This window comes from Leifsonia sp. 466MF (genome assembly GCF_900100265.1).
In the GTDB taxonomy this organism is placed as follows: domain Bacteria; phylum Actinomycetota; class Actinomycetes; order Actinomycetales; family Microbacteriaceae; genus Leifsonia.
On the sequence record NZ_LT629696.1, the window covers coordinates 2,899,240 to 2,917,201 of the forward strand.

The 17,962-nt window shown below is 71.5% G+C and carries 13 protein-coding genes; all 13 read right to left on the reverse strand.

Features of this window, described 5'->3' with window-relative positions; translation table 11 throughout:
- Positions 1 to 17 precede the first annotated feature (17 nt).
- The gene (locus BLR91_RS13855) at positions 18 to 722 is read right to left on the reverse strand and encodes a response regulator transcription factor (protein ID WP_231371087.1); all 705 of its coding nucleotides are present in this window, start codon (positions 720 to 722) and stop codon (positions 18 to 20) included.
- The gene (locus tag BLR91_RS13860; RefSeq protein WP_089881243.1) at positions 719 to 1,963 is read right to left on the reverse strand and encodes a hypothetical protein; all 1,245 of its coding nucleotides are present in this window, start codon (positions 1,961 to 1,963) and stop codon (positions 719 to 721) included. The genes BLR91_RS13855 and BLR91_RS13860 overlap by 4 nt, the downstream gene beginning before the upstream one ends.
- Positions 1,960 to 3,234: a sensor histidine kinase gene (locus tag BLR91_RS13865; RefSeq protein WP_089881239.1), complete on the reverse strand. Its 1,275-nt coding sequence runs from the start codon at positions 3,232 to 3,234 to the stop codon at positions 1,960 to 1,962. The genes BLR91_RS13860 and BLR91_RS13865 overlap by 4 nt, the downstream gene beginning before the upstream one ends.
- 126 nt (positions 3,235 to 3,360) lie before the next feature.
- Positions 3,361 to 4,530: an Rv2578c family radical SAM protein gene (locus BLR91_RS13870; RefSeq protein ID WP_089881236.1), complete on the reverse strand. Its 1,170-nt coding sequence runs from the start codon at positions 4,528 to 4,530 to the stop codon at positions 3,361 to 3,363.
- Between the two features lie 27 nt (positions 4,531 to 4,557).
- Positions 4,558 to 6,171, reverse strand: a complete 1,614-nt coding sequence (locus BLR91_RS13875) for an ABC-F family ATP-binding cassette domain-containing protein (protein ID WP_089881233.1) — start codon at positions 6,169 to 6,171, stop codon at positions 4,558 to 4,560.
- A 229-nt stretch (positions 6,172 to 6,400) separates the two neighbouring features.
- The gene (locus BLR91_RS13880; protein WP_089881229.1) at positions 6,401 to 7,876 is read right to left on the reverse strand and encodes a malate:quinone oxidoreductase; all 1,476 of its coding nucleotides are present in this window, start codon (positions 7,874 to 7,876) and stop codon (positions 6,401 to 6,403) included.
- Between the two features lie 121 nt (positions 7,877 to 7,997).
- Entirely contained in the window at positions 7,998 to 9,083 is a 1,086-nt protein-coding gene (locus BLR91_RS13885; RefSeq protein ID WP_018189923.1) for an aspartate-semialdehyde dehydrogenase, read from the reverse strand.
- Positions 9,084 to 9,153: 70 nt separating this feature from the next.
- Positions 9,154 to 10,440 (reverse strand): aspartate kinase, encoded by a 1,287-nt coding sequence (locus BLR91_RS13890; protein ID WP_018189922.1) that lies wholly within the window; start codon positions 10,438 to 10,440, stop codon positions 9,154 to 9,156.
- Positions 10,441 to 10,887: 447 nt separating this feature from the next.
- Positions 10,888 to 11,484: a recombination mediator RecR gene (gene recR / locus BLR91_RS13895; RefSeq protein WP_018189921.1), complete on the reverse strand. Its 597-nt coding sequence runs from the start codon at positions 11,482 to 11,484 to the stop codon at positions 10,888 to 10,890.
- A gap of 3 nt (positions 11,485 to 11,487) precedes the next feature.
- Positions 11,488 to 14,016, reverse strand: coding sequence for a DNA polymerase III subunit gamma and tau (locus BLR91_RS13900; protein ID WP_089881226.1), 2,529 nt, complete (start codon positions 14,014 to 14,016; stop codon positions 11,488 to 11,490).
- Positions 14,017 to 14,064: 48 nt separating this feature from the next.
- Complete coding sequence (locus BLR91_RS13905; RefSeq protein WP_231918922.1) at positions 14,065 to 15,303, reverse strand: acyl-CoA thioesterase/BAAT N-terminal domain-containing protein; 1,239 nt, start codon at positions 15,301 to 15,303, stop codon at positions 14,065 to 14,067.
- The gene (locus BLR91_RS13910; RefSeq protein ID WP_089881219.1) at positions 15,300 to 16,601 is read right to left on the reverse strand and encodes an acyl-CoA thioesterase/bile acid-CoA:amino acid N-acyltransferase family protein; all 1,302 of its coding nucleotides are present in this window, start codon (positions 16,599 to 16,601) and stop codon (positions 15,300 to 15,302) included. Before BLR91_RS13910 ends, BLR91_RS13905 begins: the two co-directional genes overlap by 4 nt.
- On the reverse strand, positions 16,598 to 17,959 hold the full coding sequence (locus BLR91_RS13915; RefSeq protein WP_089881216.1) for an acyl-CoA thioesterase/bile acid-CoA:amino acid N-acyltransferase family protein: 1,362 nt from the start codon (positions 17,957 to 17,959) through the stop codon (positions 16,598 to 16,600). Before BLR91_RS13915 ends, BLR91_RS13910 begins: the two co-directional genes overlap by 4 nt.
- Positions 17,960 to 17,962 lie beyond the last annotated feature (3 nt).

Sequence of the window (17,962 nt, forward strand, 5' to 3'; positions counted from 1 at the left end):
GGAAGCCCGATGGCGCGTCAGGTGAGGTATCCGTCCTCCGCAGCCCGGCGGATCAGGTCGGCACGGGAGCTCGTCGGACGTCCGGCCTTGCCGTACTTCTCGCGCACCCGCCGCAGGTAGGTCTTGGCCGTCTCGTACTGCACGTTCATGGCGCGCGCTACCTCGGAGGTGGTCCGCCCGTCGGCGTAGAGGACGAGGGCCTGACGCTCGCCGTCGCTCAGCCGCGGCCGGGCGGACTCGGGGATGAGGGGCTTCGGGCGCCAGGCTGTCGGTGCGGCGGTCCGGCCGACACCGCGTCCGGACGCCGACAGCGCTGCGGCGACCAGCTCGGTCATCGGCTGCGACTTGGTGACGTAGGCGACGGCTCCGGCGGCGAGCGCCGCATCCCGGTCCTCCGGTGTGTCGACGGCGCTGAGGACGACGACCTTCGCGCCCGCAGCACGGCAGGTGCGGACCCGGGCGCCGATGGATACCGACTCCTTCAGCTGCAGGTCCATGATGACGAGGTCGGTCGGGAAGGCGTCGCTGTGCACCAGCTCCAGCCAGCTGCCGGCGCGGACGACGAGGTCGAACTCGGGGGCGTTCTTCTCGATCCACGACGCCAGGCTGTCGAGCAGGATCTCGTGGTCGTCCAGGATCGCCAGACGGATCGGCGGCTCCGTGGATCGTCCGGCGGCCGAGGTCGCCGGCGCTCCGGGGTCGTCCGGACGCATGGTTCTCATCGTCTTCTGCCTTCGCTGTCGGGGAATCCGCCGTGGGGGTAGGCGAATCGGATGGTGACGTCGCCACCGCGCAACCGCATCGTGGCGCGCATTGCGACGGAGTTGAGGGAGCTGACGAACGGAAGGAGCTCGCGACGCAGCTCTGCGCGGGGCTCTGCGATCTTCGCATGCAGTGCGAACGACGGCTGTTCGGGGTCTCTTGCTTCGAGGAGGACGGAGCGAGGGTCGAGGCCGGGGCGAGCGGCCACGGTGGCGATGAGGGCTCCGACGATGGCGCGCTGGTCGGCGGTCAGCACACGCTCGAGGCGGTCCGGGTCGTCGACCCGCGGGCCGGTCTCCTCGTCGACGGGCGGGGTGGGCGCCTCCACCAGTCGAGGGGCGAGGGCGAGCTCGAGGGTGTCCTCCAGCCAGGTGCGCGAGACGGCGCGCACCGACATCCCCCGAAGGCGTTCGGCGATGGCTCGGGCGCGCAGGGTGTCTTCCTCGGTCACGGCGCCGCGATGGGCGATAGCCGTCAGGAACGGCACAGCCTCCGCGTTCAGCGCGGTCATGCGCTCCTGAGCGATCATGCGCTCGGCCGCCTGGCGGAGCTCAGACTCCAACCGGAGCTGACCCTCCCGCGCGACCTCCCGCCAGCGCAACGTCTCCCCCGTCAACGTCCAGGCGTACCCGGCACCTCCTGCGGCCAAGGCGAGGATCGGCGTCGCCGCCACCGTGGCGTACACCAGGGGGTCGTTCGCGATGACGAGCGAGTGCTGGACCGCGGCCAATCCGCCGAGGACGATCGCGGCGACGAGCGCCGAGCCGGCGACCTCTCCGATCGGGCGATAGAGCGGCATCGCGACGAGCAGGAGGGCGACGGCGATCTGTCCCCAGTCGTCTTGGATGCGTTCGTTGCGGCCCCACACGGCCGAGTCGAACAGCGCTGCGGCGGTGACGGCGAACGCGACGACCGAGAAATGGGACCAGCGCCCGAACGGGGCGAACCCGGGATGGGTGCGGATGGCGGCGATCACGACGGCGAGGAGGAGGACGCCGATGGCGACGATCGCGAGGGAGGTGTTCCGCAGCTGGCCGGCGTGGATGATCGTGGAGTACACCGCGTACGCCAGCGCGACGGCTCCGAGCAGGGGCACGAGCGGCCACGCCGACTGGGCTCCGAGCGGGTCGAGCCGCTGTGGCGTCCGCTCGAGCGTCACCGATCGGGCCCCGACGATCGTGCGGGGGTTCAGTGCGGTCATCCGGCGCGCCCCTCGGAGACGGCGGCTTCCGGCCCGATCGGAACGGTCAGGATGACGGTCGTGCCCACATCGGCGCTCGAGTAGATGTCGACGGTGCCGCCCACCCGGGCGATCCGGTCGCCGACGGACTGGCGGAGCCCCAGGCGATCGGCTGCGGGGGCCGACGCCGGGAAGCCGCTGCCGCCATCCACCACCATGACGGAGAGGGACCCGCCGCCGGCCGACAGGGCCACTTCAGCGCTCGGGCTACCGGAATGCCGGACGACGTTCACGAGGCATTGCCGGACCGCCAGCCCGAGGGCGCGACGGGCCTCGTCACCGAGGGTGGTGTACGCCGTGCGGTCTCCCGAGATGTCGACCGTGAGCCCCTCGTCGCGAGCCGCCTCGATGGCGCGGTGGAGTTCGCTGTCGTACCAGGGATCCGCATCGGGAAGCCCGACCCCGGCGACCCTGGCAACCCCGGCCACCTCGGCCCCGCCGCCTTCCGCTGCCGGCACGCCAGCGGCGAGACCACGGAGGTCGGCGTCGATACGACGCGCGAGACGCTCGTCCAGAGGCCCGGGCTGCGCACCGGCGACGGCCACCAGCTCGCTGAGAACCGTGTCGTGAAGGTCGGCGGTGGATGCGGCCAGCAGCTCCCGGCGGAGGTCGACAAGCCGGGCATCGCGCACGGCGCGATGCAGAGCCGCTTGCGCGCGCGAACGCGTTCCGCGGGTCAGCCCGTCGAACGTCAGCACACCGACCAGCAGCAGGTACGCCCCGAGCGAGATGGCGTCGGGGATGTAGGCGCGCTCGGTCGTCGCAGCACCGAAGATCACGGCCGCCTCCGCGAGGGCGAAGCCGAGAGTCGCCCAGAGGATCCCGGCGAGCGCCCCCGTACCCGTCCCGCCGACCAGCGTCATCGCGACCACCGGCAGAGCGACCACGAAGAGGTTGGTGTCGCGGTACGCCGGCGTGCTGGTGAACAGGGCGACGACGTAGAAGTACGTGCACACGGTGCCGACGAGCAGGTACGCGATCGTGAGTCCCGCGGTGCGGCCGCGCGCCAGGGCCAGCAGCAGGGCCACCATCGGCACCAGCACGAGCAGCGTCACCCAGGAGGTCACGTTGCCGTCGGTCAGACTAGCGCTGCCGACGTTCACGACGGCGGCGGCGAGGCAGATCAGGCCGGCCCAGCGGGCAGCCGTGGCGAGGGCGCGCGAGTTCGCGGGTCGTGCCAGATGGCTGGGCAGACCGAGCGACACGTCGTCGTCCCTTCCGGATCCGAGCACTCATCGGTCCCTCCCGGATTATGGCATCCGACGCGGACTCTGTGTACCCCGGCCGCTCGTACCCCGGTCGCCCGAACATTGCTGCCCCCGAATGTCTCTGTGGAGTTGCCTGCGAGAGGACCACTCTCAGAACAGGGTCGGCTGCACCCCCAATCCGGTCAGGGAGGCGCTCACGATCGACGCCGCATCCGGCGCCTCTCCGTGCGACGCAGCGGATCCCGCCGCCCCCGCCGCGGACCCTGCCGCACGCACAGCGGACCCCACCAGCTGCCGCTCCCCCTCGTCGTCGCGCAGCATCCCGAGCGCGCTGGAGCGGACCCCGCCGGTCGTCGGGTCTTCGCGGCCCCGCTCCAGACCATGCGCTCGGATCAGCGGCTTGATGCGTCCGGCCAGCCACCGGCGGTACTCCTGCGGCGCGTAGGTGCCGCGCCCGTACATGCGGCGATACTGCGGCAACAGCTCGGGATGCTCCTGCCCGAGCCAGAGGTAGAACCACTCCTTGACGCCCGGCTTCAGGTGCAGCGCCGAATAGAGCACGGAGGTGGCACCCGCCTCCTTCGCCTGCCGCAGCGCCTCGTCGAGATGGGCGCGGGTGTCTGTCAGGTACGGGATGATCGGCATCAGGAACACGGAGCAGTCGAGGCCGTGCTCGCGCACCGCGGTGACCGTGGCGAGGCGGGCCTTGGTCGTCGGAGTGCCGGGCTCGATCGACTGCTGCAGATCGTCGTCGTAGACCGCGATCGACATGGCGAGATCGACGGGCACCCGCTTGTTCGCCTCGACCAGTCGGTCGAGATCGCGCCGCAGCAGGGACCCCTTCGTGAGGATGCTGAACGGCGTGCCCGAGTCGGCGAGCGCGTCGATGATCCCGGGCATCAGCCCGTATCGCCCCTCCGCCCGCTGGTACGGATCGGTGTTGGTGCCGAGAGCCACCGGATGATGACCCCAGCTGGGCTTGGCGAGCTCTTTGCGCAGCACATCGGCCACGTTCACCTTGACGATGATCTCGTTGTCGAAGTCTTTGCCCGAGTCGAGGTCGAGGTAGGTGTGCGTCGGCCGGGCGAAGCAGTACACGCAGGCGTGCGAGCACCCGCGGTACGGATTGATCGTCCACCCGAACGGCATCGGCCCTCCACCACCCGGGATGCGGTTGAGCGCCGACTTCGCCAGCACCTCGTGGAACGTGATGCCGGCGAAGTCGGGAGTGCGCACCGAGCGCACCAGGTTGTTCAGCCGCGCAAGCCCGGGCAGGGCGGACGGCTCATCGACCGACAACTCCTGACCACTCCAGCGCATGTCCCTATTCGAACATATGTTCGAATCTTAAGCAAGATGCACCGTCTCTCCTCTCCAGCCCGAGCGGAGCCAGCGGTCGTGGCTCGCCACCACGACCGCGCCCGGATAGGCGCCCAGTGCATCCTCCAACTCCGACGCGAGCGTCAGCGAGAGGTGGTTGGTCGGCTCGTCGAGCAGGAACACGTGCGGCGGACGGGCGAGGATCAGAGCCAGCGCGAGCCGGCGCTGCTGACCGACGGACAGCGTGCCCACCGCCCGATCGACGTCGCGCGGGGCGATGAGCCCGAGCGAGGTGAGCGGCACCGCTTCCGACCGCCGCTCCCCCATCGCCGACTCGTAGATCCGGCGCGGTGAGAGCGCAGGATCGGCGAACCGCACATCCTGCTCCAGCAATCCGACGCGGAGACCGCGCCGTCGCTGCACGGCACCGCTCGCCGGCTCGAGGCGGCCGGCGAGCACCGACAGCAGGGTCGACTTGCCCGCTCCGTTCGCCCCCGTCACCAGGATGCGGCTCGCGGGCGCGACGACGAACTCCTCGACCCGGAGACGGCCCGGGATGTGCACCCCGCGCGCCTGGACGAGCAACCCCGAACCGTCGCCAAGCACCTGGAACCCCGACGGGATCCCCGCGAAGGCCAAACGGGCGGGCGGCTTCCGCACCTGGTCGGCGCGCAGCTCCTGCAGTCGCCCGTCCGCGTTGCGGACACGTCGGCTGATCTGGCGATCGAGAGCGTTGCCCTTGAACGCCTTGGCGAACTTGTCGTTGTCGCGCACTTTCCCCGACCAGGCGATGGACCGGGCAGTAACGTCAACGGCATGCTCGAGCTCCTTGAGCTCGTGCTGCTCATCGGCGTACTGCTTCTCCCATCGCGCCCGTTCCGCCTCCTTCTCGGCCAGATACGCGCTGTACCCTCCGCCGAAGACCGTGGTGCCCGAGCGCGCGGGGTCGAGGTCGAGCAGCCTGGTGGCCACCGCATCGAGGAACGCGCGGTCGTGGCTGGCGAATACGACCGGTCCCGCCCATCCCCGCAGCTGTCGCTCCAGGAAGGCCGCCGCCTCGTCGTCCAGGTGGTTCGTCGGCTCGTCGAGCAGCAGGGCCTCCGGGCGGGCGAGGAGCAGCGCGGCGAGAGCGAACCGGCTGCGTTGACCACCGGAGACCTCGCTCAGCCTCCGCGACAGCGGGATGTCACCGACCCCGAGTCCGTCGAGCAACTCGTCCCGGCGCGCCTCGACGCTCCAGATCTCGGCGCGTTCGGCCGCCGCGAGGGCAGCGTCGTAACGAGCATCGGTGATCGGGTCGCCGGAGCCGAGCGCGGAGGCCGCCTCCTCGAGTTCGCGCTCGATCGCACGGACATCGGTGAGCGCATCCTCGATCAGCGCTGCGAGCGTCTCGCCCGGCTCGAACCGCACCTCCTGCCAGAGGAAGCCGGTCCGTTCCGGCCGGGTCAGCGCGCCTGCGTCCGGTGTCTCGGCACCGGCCAGGACGCGCAGCAGAGTGGACTTGCCCGCACCGTTCTCGCCGATGAGGCCGAGCCGGGCGCCGGGGCCGACGGTCAGCGAGACGTCGGTGAGCACGCGACGCTCTCCGTAGGTGACCGAGACGCCGTCGGCGCGCAGCGGGGTGAGAGTGATCGTTGGCATGGGGAACCGCCTTTCCGGGCGCTCCACGAGGAGCGGTTTCCCGCCGGGCGATCTCCGTCGTGAGTGGCGCCGGAGCGCCCAGGTGCCTGACCGGGCAGCGCAGCGACCGAAGGGTCCTCACTCACATCGACGGCGCCTCAGGCGCGGGACGTCAGGAGGTTCTCACTTCATAGCGTGGACGACCATACCAGGCCGTCCACGCGGCTGTCCAGAGGACATGTCCAGAGGACTACTGCTGCAGCTGCAGGGTCTCCGCCGTGGTGTCGAGCACGCGCTTGGCCTCGTCCGGTCGATCGTTCAGCGTCGTTCCGACCGTCGGGATCAGTTCCTTCAGCGTCGGCAGCCAGTCGCCGAAACGGTCGGGGAAGCAGTGCTTCAGCAGATCCACCATGATCGGGACGGCGGTGGATGCGCCCGGCGAGGCTCCGAGGAGACCGGCGATCGAGCCGTCCTCCGCCGCGACCACCTCGGTGCCGAACTGGAGGACGCCGCCCTTCTTGGCATCCTTCTTCATCACCTGCACGCGCTGGCCTGCGGTGATCAGCTCCCAGTCGTCCATCTTGGCGGTCGGCATGAACTCCTGCAGCGCCTTCAGCTTCTTCGCGCGGTTGGCGAGGAGCTCGCCGACGAGGTACTTGATGAGGTCGAAGTTGTCGCGGGCGACCGCCAGCATGGGGCCGATGTTGCCGGGGCGGACGGAGCCGGGCAGGTCGAACCAGGAGCCCGTCTTCAGGAACTTCGGGCTGAAACCGGCGTACGGGCCGAACAGCAGCGAGGCCTGGCCGTCGACGACACGGGTGTCGAGGTGCGGCACCGACATCGGCGGGGCCCCGACGGCGGCCTTGCCGTAGACCTTCGCCTGGTGCTGAGCGACCAGCTTCGGGTTGGTGGTCCGCAGGAACTGACCGGAGATCGGGAAGCCGCCGAAGCCCTTGATCTCCGGGATGCCGGACTTCTGGAGCAGGTGCAGCGCGCCGCCGCCCGCGCCGACGAAGACGAACCGTGCGGTCGCGACGTGCGGGGTGTTGCCGACCTCGTGCTTGACGGAGAGCCGCCAGAGGCCGTCCTTGGTGCGCTTGATGCTGCGGACGGTGTGATTGAGCGCGAGCTCCGCGCCGTTCTCGATCAGGTTGTCGATGAGCGCACGCGTCAGAGCGCCGAAGTCGACGTCGGTGCCGGACGTCTGACGGGTCGCGGCGATGCGCTGCTTCGCGTTGCGCTTCTTGGTGAGCAGCGGCGTCCACTCTCCGATGACGGCAGGGTCTTCGGAGTACTCCATGCCGGCGAACAGCGGCTGGTCCTTCAGCGCCTCGTAGCGCTTCCGGAGGTAGCGCACGTTGTCCCGGCCGCGCACGAACGTCATGTGAGGCGTTGAGTTGATGAACGTGTGCGGCTCGGGCAGGTCGCCCGCGGCCACGAGGCTCGCCCAGAACTGCCGGCTCAGCTGGAACTGCTCGTTGATGCTGATCGCCTTGGCGGGGTCGACGGTGCCGTCGGAGGCCTCGGGCATGTAGTTGAGCTCGCACAGGGCGGCATGGCCGGTGCCGGCGTTGTTCCACGGGTTCGACGACTCCTGGGCCACTTCGCCCAGGCGCTCGTAGATGCGGATGCTCCAGTCGGGCTGGACACGCTGGATCATGGCCCCGAGCGTCGCACTCATGATGCCGCCGCCGATCAGGACGACGTCGATGGGAGAATTGCTCACCCGTCAATCCTATGATGCGGCGGCCATCCGACCGCCCGCAGGCGCGGACACGGCCGACGGCGAGGAAGTTGTCTCGATATCGAGACAACTCCGCTCGCCGCGACCGAACGGCCCGAGTGGATCAGGCGGTGACGGGATTGGTCAGGCGCTCGGCGACCAGCTCGGCGATCTGCACCGCGTTGAGTGCCGCCCCCTTCCGCAGGTTGTCGTTGCTGATGAACAGCGCGATACCGCGGCCCTCCGGTGCACCCTCGTCCGCGCGGATGCGGCCGACGAAGCTGGGGTCGCTTCCGGCGGCCTGCAGCGGGGTGGGGACGTCGGTCAGCTGCACGCCGGGCGCATCCGCCAGCAGCTCGGCGACCCGCTCGGGGCTGATGGGCTTCTCGAACTCGGCGTTGATCGAGAGCGAGTGACCGGTGAACACGGGGACGCGGACGCAGGTGCCGCTCACGAGGAGACCCGGCAGGTCGAGGATCTTGCGCGACTCGTTGCGCAGCTTCTTCTCCTCGTCGGTCTCGTTGAACCCGTCGTCGACGATGGAGCCGGCCAGCGGGATGACGTCGAAAGCGATCGGACGGACGTACTTGACCGGCGCGGGCAGGGTCACCGCCGAGCCGTCGTGCACCAGGTCGAGCAGGTGCTCGTCCGCGATCGCGGCGCGCGCCTGCTCGGCGAGCTCCTCGGCGCCGGCGAGGCCGGAGCCCGAGACCGCCTGGTAGGTGCTGACCACGAGGCGGGACAGGCCGGCCTCGTCGTGCAGCGGCTTCAGGACGGGCATGGCCGCCATGGTCGTGCAGTTCGGGTTCGCGATAATGCCCTTGCGCGCGTCGGCGATGGCGTCGGGGTTGACCTCCGACACCACGAGCGGGACGTCCGGGTCCATGCGCCAGCCGCTCGAGTTGTCGATCACGATGGCGCCGGCCTCGGCGAACCGGGGGGCGTGAGCCTTCGACCCGGTGGCACCCGCCGAGAACAGCGCGATGTCGATGCCGGAGACGTCGGCGGTCGCCACATCCTCGACCGTGATCTCCTGGCCCTTGAATGGCAGGGTCGTTCCGGCCGAACGGGACGAGGCGAAGAAGCGGATGCTCTTCACCGGGAACGCGCGCTCCTCCAGCAGGCGGCGCATCACGCCGCCCACCTGGCCGGTCGCGCCGACGACGGCCAGACGGACGCCGTTGCTGTCGAAATCGGTGAACTCGGTCATGTCAGCCCCTTGGGTCGTTTCGTGTGGTCAACCGCGCCGGTCGCGCGGCCATTCCCGTTCGGCGAGCGAACTACCGGCCGGTGCCGGCGTAGACGACGGCCTTCTCGTCCCCGTCGAGCCCGAAGGCCGTGTGGACGACACGGGCGGCCTCGGCGACCGTGTCGGCGCGGGTGACGACCGAGATGCGGATCTCGCTGGTGGAGATCATCTCGATGTTGATGCCCGCGTCGTAGAGCGCTTCGAAGAGCTTCGCCGAGACGCCGGAGTTGGTGCGCATCCCGGCGCCGACCAGGGCCAGCTTGCCGATCTGGTCGTCGTACTGCAGCGACTGGTAGCCGACCTCGTCGCGCTCGGCGGTGAGGGCGGTCAGCACGCGCTGCCCCTCCGACTTGGGAAGGGTGAAGGAGATGTCGGTGAGGCTCGTCGCCGCAGCGGACACGTTCTGGACGATCATGTCGACGTTCGCGTTCGCCTTCGCGACGATCTTGAAGATCTGCGCGGCCTTGCCGGGCACGTCGGGCACGCCGACGACGGTGATCTTGGCCTCGCTCAGGTCGGTGGCCACGCCGGAGATGATGGGCTCTTCCACGGTTCCATCCTTCTTGGCGGCCTCGGCGGCCGCTGCTTCGTTGAGGACATACGTGCCCTCCTTGTTGGAGAACGACGAGCGCACGTGCAGGGTCACGTTGTGACGCCGTGCGTACTCGACGGCGCGGATGTGCAGCACCTTCGCGCCGGCCGCCGCGAGCTCCAGCATCTCCTCGCTGGTGATGCGGTCGATCTTGCGGGCGAGCGGCACCTGCCGCGGATCGGAGGTGAAGACGCCGTCGACATCGGTGTAGATCTCACAGACCTCCGCGCCGAGGGCGGCGGCGAGGGCGACGGCCGTCGTGTCGGACCCGCCGCGACCGAGCGTGGTGATGTCGCGCGACTCGCGGCTGAACCCCTGGAATCCGGCGACGATCGCGATGGCGCCCTCGGTCAGCGCATCCTGGATGCGGCCGGGCGTGACGTCGACGATGCGCGCGGAGCCGTGCTGCGCGTCGGTGATCATGCCGGCCTGGCTGCCGGTGAACGAGCGCGCGTCGTATCCCATGCTCTTGATCGCCATCGCGAGCAGCGCCATGGAGATGCGCTCGCCCGCGGTGAGCAGCATGTCGAGCTCGCGGGGCGCGGGGATCGGGGTGACCTCGTGCGCCAGGTCGATGAGTTCGTCCGTCGTGTCGCCCATCGCGGAGACGGCGACGACGACCTCGTTGCCGGCCTTGCGCGTCTCGACGATGCGCTTCGCGACGCGCTTGATGCTCTCAGCTGTCGCGACGGACGAACCGCCGAACTTCTGGACGATGAGGGCCACAGACTCTCCTGAACTCACGGGCTTCCCATCCTACCGATCGGGATATGACCGTTCCTTCATGTGACGACACCTGTTGACAAGGACGGTCATCGGAGGACGTGTGCGTGCGGTGTGCCCGAACGGAGGAGTTCGCGGGGCGTTACGGAGCCGTCTTCCTCCGTTGAGGAGCGGCACACGGCGTGGCGGGTGAGGACTCCTCCGTTCTGGACGAGGCACGACGTGATGCGGAAGGGAGGAGTCTGCGCGCGAGATGGACGGGATCTGCGTAGAACGGAGGTCGATGCCCCGCCGTGGAGGTGGGAACTCCTCCGTTTTGCACCGTGGGAGTGGGGCTCGGCGGAAGTGGGGGCTGGGCGGAGTGGGGGCTGAGCGGAGGTGGTCAGGCCGGGCGGAGGTGGGGGCTGGGCGGGAGTGGGGGCTGGGCGGAGGTGGTCAGGCCGGGCGAGGTCAGGAGACCTGGCGGCGGCCCTCGAACGCGCGGCCGAGCGTGACCTCGTCGGCGTACTCGAGGTCGCCGCCGACCGGCAGGCCGGAGGCGAGCCGCGTCACGCGGATCTCGAGCGTGGTGAGCAGGCGGCTGAGGTAGGTGGCGGTGGCCTCGCCCTCGAGGTTCGGATCGGTGGCGATGATCACCTCCTGAACCGTGCCGTCGGCGAGTCGCTGCATCAGCTGGCGGATGCGCAGGTCGTCGGGCCCGACGCCGTCGATGGGGCTGATCGCCCCGCCGAGCACGTGGTACAGCCCGCGGAACTCGCGGGTGCGCTCGATCGCGACGACGTCCTTCGCCTCCTCCACCACGCAGATGAGGTTCGGTGTGCGCCTCGGGTCACGACAGATGGAGCAGGTGACCTCCTCCGACACGTTTCCGCAGATCTCGCAGAAGCGCACCTTGTCGCGCACCTCGAGCAGCACCTCCGCGAGGCGGGTGACGTCGAACGTCTCGGTCTGCAGGATGTGGAACGCGATGCGCTGAGCGGACTTCGGGCCGATGCCCGGCAGCCGCCCGAGCTCGTCGATCAGCTCCTGGACGATGCCTTCGTACACCGGCTACCTCATCCCCGGGGTCGGAGGTGCAGGCTGCTCCTCGATGAAGGTGGCTCCGAGGATCTCGCGCACCACAGCTTCGCCGTACCGCTGCGGCTGCTGGAAGGTCGGCGTTCGGGAGCCTGCGGCCGGGGCGGAGGACGGGCGCGCGGCGCGTGAGGCATCGCCGGACGATGCGCTCTCGGCACTGCGCGCAGGCTGAGCCGACGGGGCAGCGGACGGAGCGGCGGCAGCCGTCGCGGACGGAGCGGCGGCCCAGTCGCCCACGGGCTCCTCCGGGACGGGCGGCTCGAACGGCGGCTCGATCTCGGGCGGAGGGACGTCGTCGTACGGCGGCTCCTCCGGCGCTGGGGCGCCCTGCGGGGCGGCGGCAGGCGCTGGTGCCTGAGGTGCTGCCGCCGGCGCGGCCGGACGCTCCATGGTCGCCACCGCGGACGTCACCGTTGCGGCCGCCTCGGCCGTCTCGCGCGACGAGGGGATGGTGACCGTCGCCCACTCCGTGACCACGGCCGCCGGGGCGGCGGCGTCCGAGGACGTGGTGCGAGTCGACGCCGCGTCGGTTGCTGTCGACCTCGGGGAGGCGGTGTCGCGCTGAACCGGAGTGCTCGGAGCGGATGCCGTGCGGGCGGCCGGCGTCGCCTCGCGAGCGTCGCCGGGCTCGGCGCCCGGCCAGGTCTCGGCCGCGGGCGCGGCGGGCGCACCGGCGGAGGGGCGGGGCGACCCGCCCGACCCGGGAGCCGAGTCGGCCTTCGCGATGAACTTCACGCGGATGCCGAGGACGTCGACGATCGCCTGACGGAGGTACTCGCTGACGCCCGGGGCACCGCCGGCGTCGGGCTGCCGGAAGCTCTGGACGTCGTTGTCGCTCGGGAACGACAGCGACAGGACGTCGCCGTTCAGCGAGCGCACCTGCGCGGTGAACACGACCATCCAGGCGCTGCGCTTCGCCCGCTGCACGGCGTCGAGGATCTGCGGCCAGGCGTCCTTGACCTGCTGCGTGGTGACGGGGCCGACGGCGGCCGCCGCGGGAGCCGGAGACGCAGCGGGCGCGGAGGGCTGTTCCGTGGGAGCCGGCGCCGCGGCGGGCTTCTCCGCCGGCGGCGTGACCGTCGCGGCTTCTGCGGCGGGCTCTGCCTCGGCACCCGCATCTGCCGGGGCAGCACCGGCAGCCGGAGCGGCACCCGCAGTGGATGCGGCGACGGGAGCAGGAGCGGGCTCCGGCGCGGGAGCAGCGGGGGCAGCAGCTGCGGCACGAACCGGCTCGCGCGGCGGAGCCGAGTTCGCCGCGGCCGGCGCACCGCGCTCGGCGGCCGCACGCTCCGTCCGACCGGACTCGGCACGACCGGGCTCGGAGCCGATGGCGTCGCTCACGCCGACGCGGCGCTCGAGCCGCTCTACGCGGGCGAGCGCACCGCGCTCGCTCTCGTCGCTCGACGGCACGAGCACGCGGGCGATCATGAGTTCGAGGTGGAGCCGCGGCGATGTCGCGCCGGTCATCTCGGTGAGCGCGGCGTTCACGATGTCAGCGGCACGGCTGAGCTCGGCCGCGCCGAACTTCATGGCCTGCACGCCCATCCGGTCGAGCTCGTCCTGTGGGACTCCGCGGAGCACGGCCGCAGCCCCCTCGACACTCGTCGCGGCGACCACGATCAGGTCGCGCAGCCGCTCCAGCAGGTCTTCGACGAACCGCCGGGGGTCCTGCCCCGTCTGGATGACGCGGTCGACCGCGGCGAAGGCGCCCGCCGCATCCCGAGCCGAGATCGCGTCGATGACGTCGTCGAGCAGCGCGGCGTGCGTGTAACCGAGGAGGGCGACCGCCCGCTCGTAGTCGATGGCGCTTCCCTCGGACCCGGCCATCAGCTGGTCGAGCAGGGAGAGCGTGTCGCGCGGCGAACCGCCGCCCGCGCGCACCACCAGCGGGAGGACGCCCGGTGCGACCGTCATGCCCTCGCTGTCGCACAGGCTCTGCACGTACTCCAGCATCTGCGCGGGAGGGACGAGGCGGAACGGGTAGTGGTGGGTGCGGGAGCGGATGGTCCCGATGACTTTCTCGGGCTCCGTCGTCGCGAAGATGAACTTCACGTGCTCCGGCGGCTCCTCCACGATCTTCAGCAGAGCGTTGAAGCCCTGCGGGGTGACCATGTGCGCCTCGTCGAGGATGAAGATCTTGTAGCGGTCGCGGGCCGGGGCGAAGATCGCACGCTCGCGGATGTCGCGCGCGTCGTCGACGCCGTTGTGGCTGGCCGCGTCGATCTCGACCACGTCGAGGGAGCCGCCGCCGTCGCGGCTCAGCTCGATGCAGCTGGCGCACTTCCCGCACGGGGTGTCGGTGGGGCCCTCCGCACAGTTCAGGCAGCGGGCCAGGATGCGGGCCGACGTGGTCTTGCCGCAGCCGCGGGGACCCGAGAAGAGATAGGCGTGATTCACCCGGTTGGTGCGCAGCGCCGTCATCAGCGGCTCCGTCACCTGAGACTGGCCGATCATCTCGGCGAAGGTGTCGGGCCGGTAGCGGCGATACAGGGCGGTTACCACTCACACATGCTACTCACCGCCGCCGACATTCGGCTGGGTCGGCGACGATCACGGCCCCCGGACGTTGAGGGCACGGCCGATCGCCGACCACAGGGCGGCCCGGGCGTCCTCCGTGGGCTGCGCCTGCGGCGCGGGAGGCAGGTCGAGCGGTGTGTAGGGCGGGAGGTAGAAGGTGTGCGTCGCCTTCGGCGCCCGGACGTACGCGTCTCCCCCGCGCGCCGGCCGCACCTCGGCCGCGACGTCGAGCCACCGGCAGCCGTTCCCGAGCTGCTCGTCCTCCCCCGCGCATCCCAGCACCACCGGACCGGGGATGCGGTCCAGGTCGAGCACGGCGGCCCGCGTCACCACGTGGGTGCCGCTGAGGCAGGGCACCCACGAGCCTCCGACGGTGATCGCCGGGCCGGGAACGGGCGATGGGCAGACCAGCCCGGTGGTTCCGGCGGGCGCGATGGCGCCGTAGACCAGCTCGGGATGCGCGACCGCGGTCCACAGGGCAAGCTGCGCGCCCCGCGAGGTCCCGAAGACGAAGACGCGCCGCGCATCCACCCCCGGCTGTGCGCGCAGCCAGTTCAGCGCCGCGACGACGCGCTCGGCGGGGAGCACGCGGACCGGCCCGAGCTGGCCCGCCGACCCGTAGGTCGAGAGGGCGAGCGCCGGATACCCCATCGCGGAGAGGGTGGCCGCCGAGAGCACGCCGGTCTGCACATCCGGCTCGGTCCCGTCGAAGACGAGCACCGCCGGGCGCGGCGCCGCGGCGGCCGACGCGGGCTGGAAGTAGTCCCCCGTGATGCCGTCGTCGAACACCGCCCGTGACGGCGCTACCGAGGTCAGCCCGACCCGATGCAGGCGGCGGGCGGCGACCCGGCGACCGTCGATGACGGCCTCCAGGTCGACGGTCATGGTCGAGCCGCCCCACACATGCGGGGAGTTCGCCTCGCGGCCCGAGTCGCTCTGCAGCGTCCAGAACAGGCCCATCCCGTCCGCTCCGGAGAACGGGGCCTCGGCGGCCACGTCGTGGTCCAGGTCGACCACGCCGGACGACGGGACGCTGTAGACGGCCTGCGAGCTCCACCGCTCACCCGCCGCCGCGCCGGACCGCGCCGTCGCGCGTACCGTCACCCGTCCACCCGGCGGCAGCGAGACGACCCGGACGTGGATGGGCTTCCACACCCCGCTCGGCTCCTCGCTGACCTCGACGCGCGGTCCGCCCGCGCCCGGAATGGCGACGCAGGCGGCGAGGGATGCGACCAGCAGCGCGAGGACCACGCCCGCCACCATCCGCCTCATGGCCGCATCGCCCCCGCCAGCTTCGCGATGACGAGCTGCCAGAACTGCGCCCGCGCCGCTTCGGTCGCCTGCGCGGTCGCCGGAGCCAGGTCGCTCAGCCCGATCGGCAGCAGGGGCGGCGTGGTGATGTCGTGGCCGGCGCCGTCCAGGTAGAGGAAGGCGTCTCCCGGTTCGTCGCCGCGCACCTGCTCCCCCGCCCGCGTCCAGTCGCACGCGGTCGGAAGCAGCCGGTCGTCGGTGCCGCAGGCGAGCACGAGCGGCCCGCTGATGCGCTGCAGCGGCAGGATGTCCGTGCCCGCGATCGTGCGCTCCGGGTTGGCGCACGGCAACGCCCGCCCGTGCTGGATGAGCAGTGGGCTGCCCGCGGACGACGTGCACTGCAGCGCCGTCGCGCCGCTGGCGGCGAACGCTCCGTGGACGCGATCCGGGTCGTTCGCGGCGAACCAGAGGGCCAGCGACGAGGCACGACCGGTGCCGTAGACGAAGATGCGTCCCTCATCCACGACGGGAAGAGAGGAGAACCAGGTCAGCACGGCGTCGAACGTCTCGACCGAGAGCGCGGCGGATCCGGGGATGCGTCCGGCCGGGACGAACGCCGGCAGCACGACGACGGGGAAGCCGGCCGATGCGATCCGTCGCGAGACGAACGCGCCGGACGCTCCGCCGTCGTCGCCGTCGATGACGATCACGCCGGGACGCAGGTCGACCGGCGTCGGCACCGAGTCGACCAGCGTCCCGACGGTGGCCGTCGGCGCGAGCCCGGACGCCTCGGGGTCGCCGGTGTCGATGAGATCGCTGCCCAGCACATCCCGGCTGATGGTCCCCGCCGAGAGCGGCGTGCGGTGGAGCTCGCCGGAGGCCACCTGGTGTCCCGCCTGCTCGGCCGAGAACCGGATATCGAGCGGGCTGTACACCCACTGCGCCTCCAGCTGCTGCTGGCTGAGCGACGGTCCCGTCAGGCTCCACAGCAGACCGGAGCTGTCCGGTCGCGGGTAGGGCGCTGCCGTCGGCTCCTGCGACCACAGCCGGACGCTCCCCGTGGGCGGAACCGCGTAGACCGCCCGCGACGACCACGAGCCGGCGCTGGAGTGCGCGCGTGCGGTGAGCACGACGGGCTCGCCCGGCTCCAGGCCGACGATCTGGATGCCGACGGGCTCGGTGATCCCGTCGCCGAACCGGCTGAACACGAACCGCGCGCCCCCTCCCGAGCCCGTCGCACAGGCCGAGAGGAGGAGTGCCGCCACCGCTCCGACCACCGCGACCCGCAGCAGCCGTCGCAGCGCCCACTGCCTGGTCATCCGAGCACCGCCCGGAGCAGGTCGCGGCCGACCGCGTTCCAGAACGCGATGCGGGCCTTCTCGGTCGGCTGGCCGCCGGTCGCCGGGAGGGCGATCGGCAGGCCCGGCGGCACGCTGACGGGATGCGTCGCGCCGTCGGCGTAGATCGTCCGGTCGCCGGGGCGCGGCTCCCGGGTGGCCGCCAGGGAGCGCTGCCAGGCGCACGACGACGGCAAGGTCGCGTCCTGCGTGCCGCAGGCCAGCACGACCGGGCCGTCGACGCCGTCGATGGACGGCACCGCGGAGGGGACGACGGTTTCCGCGTCGGTGAGGCAGGGAAGGCCGGACGAATCCTCGAAGACCGGGGCCACCCTCGCCGCGGGCAGGCACAGCAGCGCCGGCGCGCCCCCGGCGACGAACAGCCCGTGGATGCGCGACGGGAACCGTGTCGCCGCCCAGACGGCCAACTGCTCGGCCGCCCCGGTGCCGTAGACGAAGACGCGGTCCTGCTCGATGTCGGGACGCTCCGACAGCCAGTCGAACACGGCCTGCACGGTCGTGTCCGCGACGATGCCGGTCGAACGCACGCCGTCCGCCGCCGCGGCGACCGGGATGCGCAGCACCGAGGCGCCGAACTGCGCGATCACCGGGGCGACGTAGTCGCCGGATGCACCCGGCCGCGCGTCGTCGAACATCAGCACCACCGGCGTCTGCGGGTGCTCCAGGCTCGCCGCACTGTAGAAGGTGGCGAGTGCGACGTCCTCGTGCGTCTGCCGCGGCAAGCGCGGGTCGATGGCCGGCCGGAGGTCGCGCGTGTAGATGGTGCGCACCGCGAGGGACGATGCCAGCCCGTCGAGTTCAAACGATCGGGAGGCGACGACGCGGCCGGCGTCGGAGGCGGCGACGGTGACGCGGATGGTGTCGCGCATCCACTGCCGGGCAGCCGCCTCACCCGACAGCTGCGGCCCACGCAATGTCCAGAACAGCCCAGCCGAGTCGGGCTCGGTGAACGGTGCGAGCTGCGGCCGGGCGGCCGCGAGGTCGAGCGTCCCCGAAGCCGGGACCGTGTAGGTCGCCGCCGACGTCCAGGTGCCGTGCGCCGTGGCGAGCCGCGCGGTCAGCCGCAAGCGCGCCCCGGGCTCGGCGCCTACCAGCTCCAGTGGGAAGGGCCAGAGCACGGCGCTGTAGCGGACGAGCGGTGAGGTCACGAACCGGGCGCCGGCCGCCACGTCCCCGGTCGCACACCCGGCGAGCGCGGTGACCGCGACGAGTGCGGAGGCGACGGCCGCCACGATCCGCGGCAGCAGGCCGGGGCGGCGCGCGGCGGACACGCGTCGCGGCATCCCGTGCCGTTCGCCGTCGCCGCGCCGTCGCCGCATGGC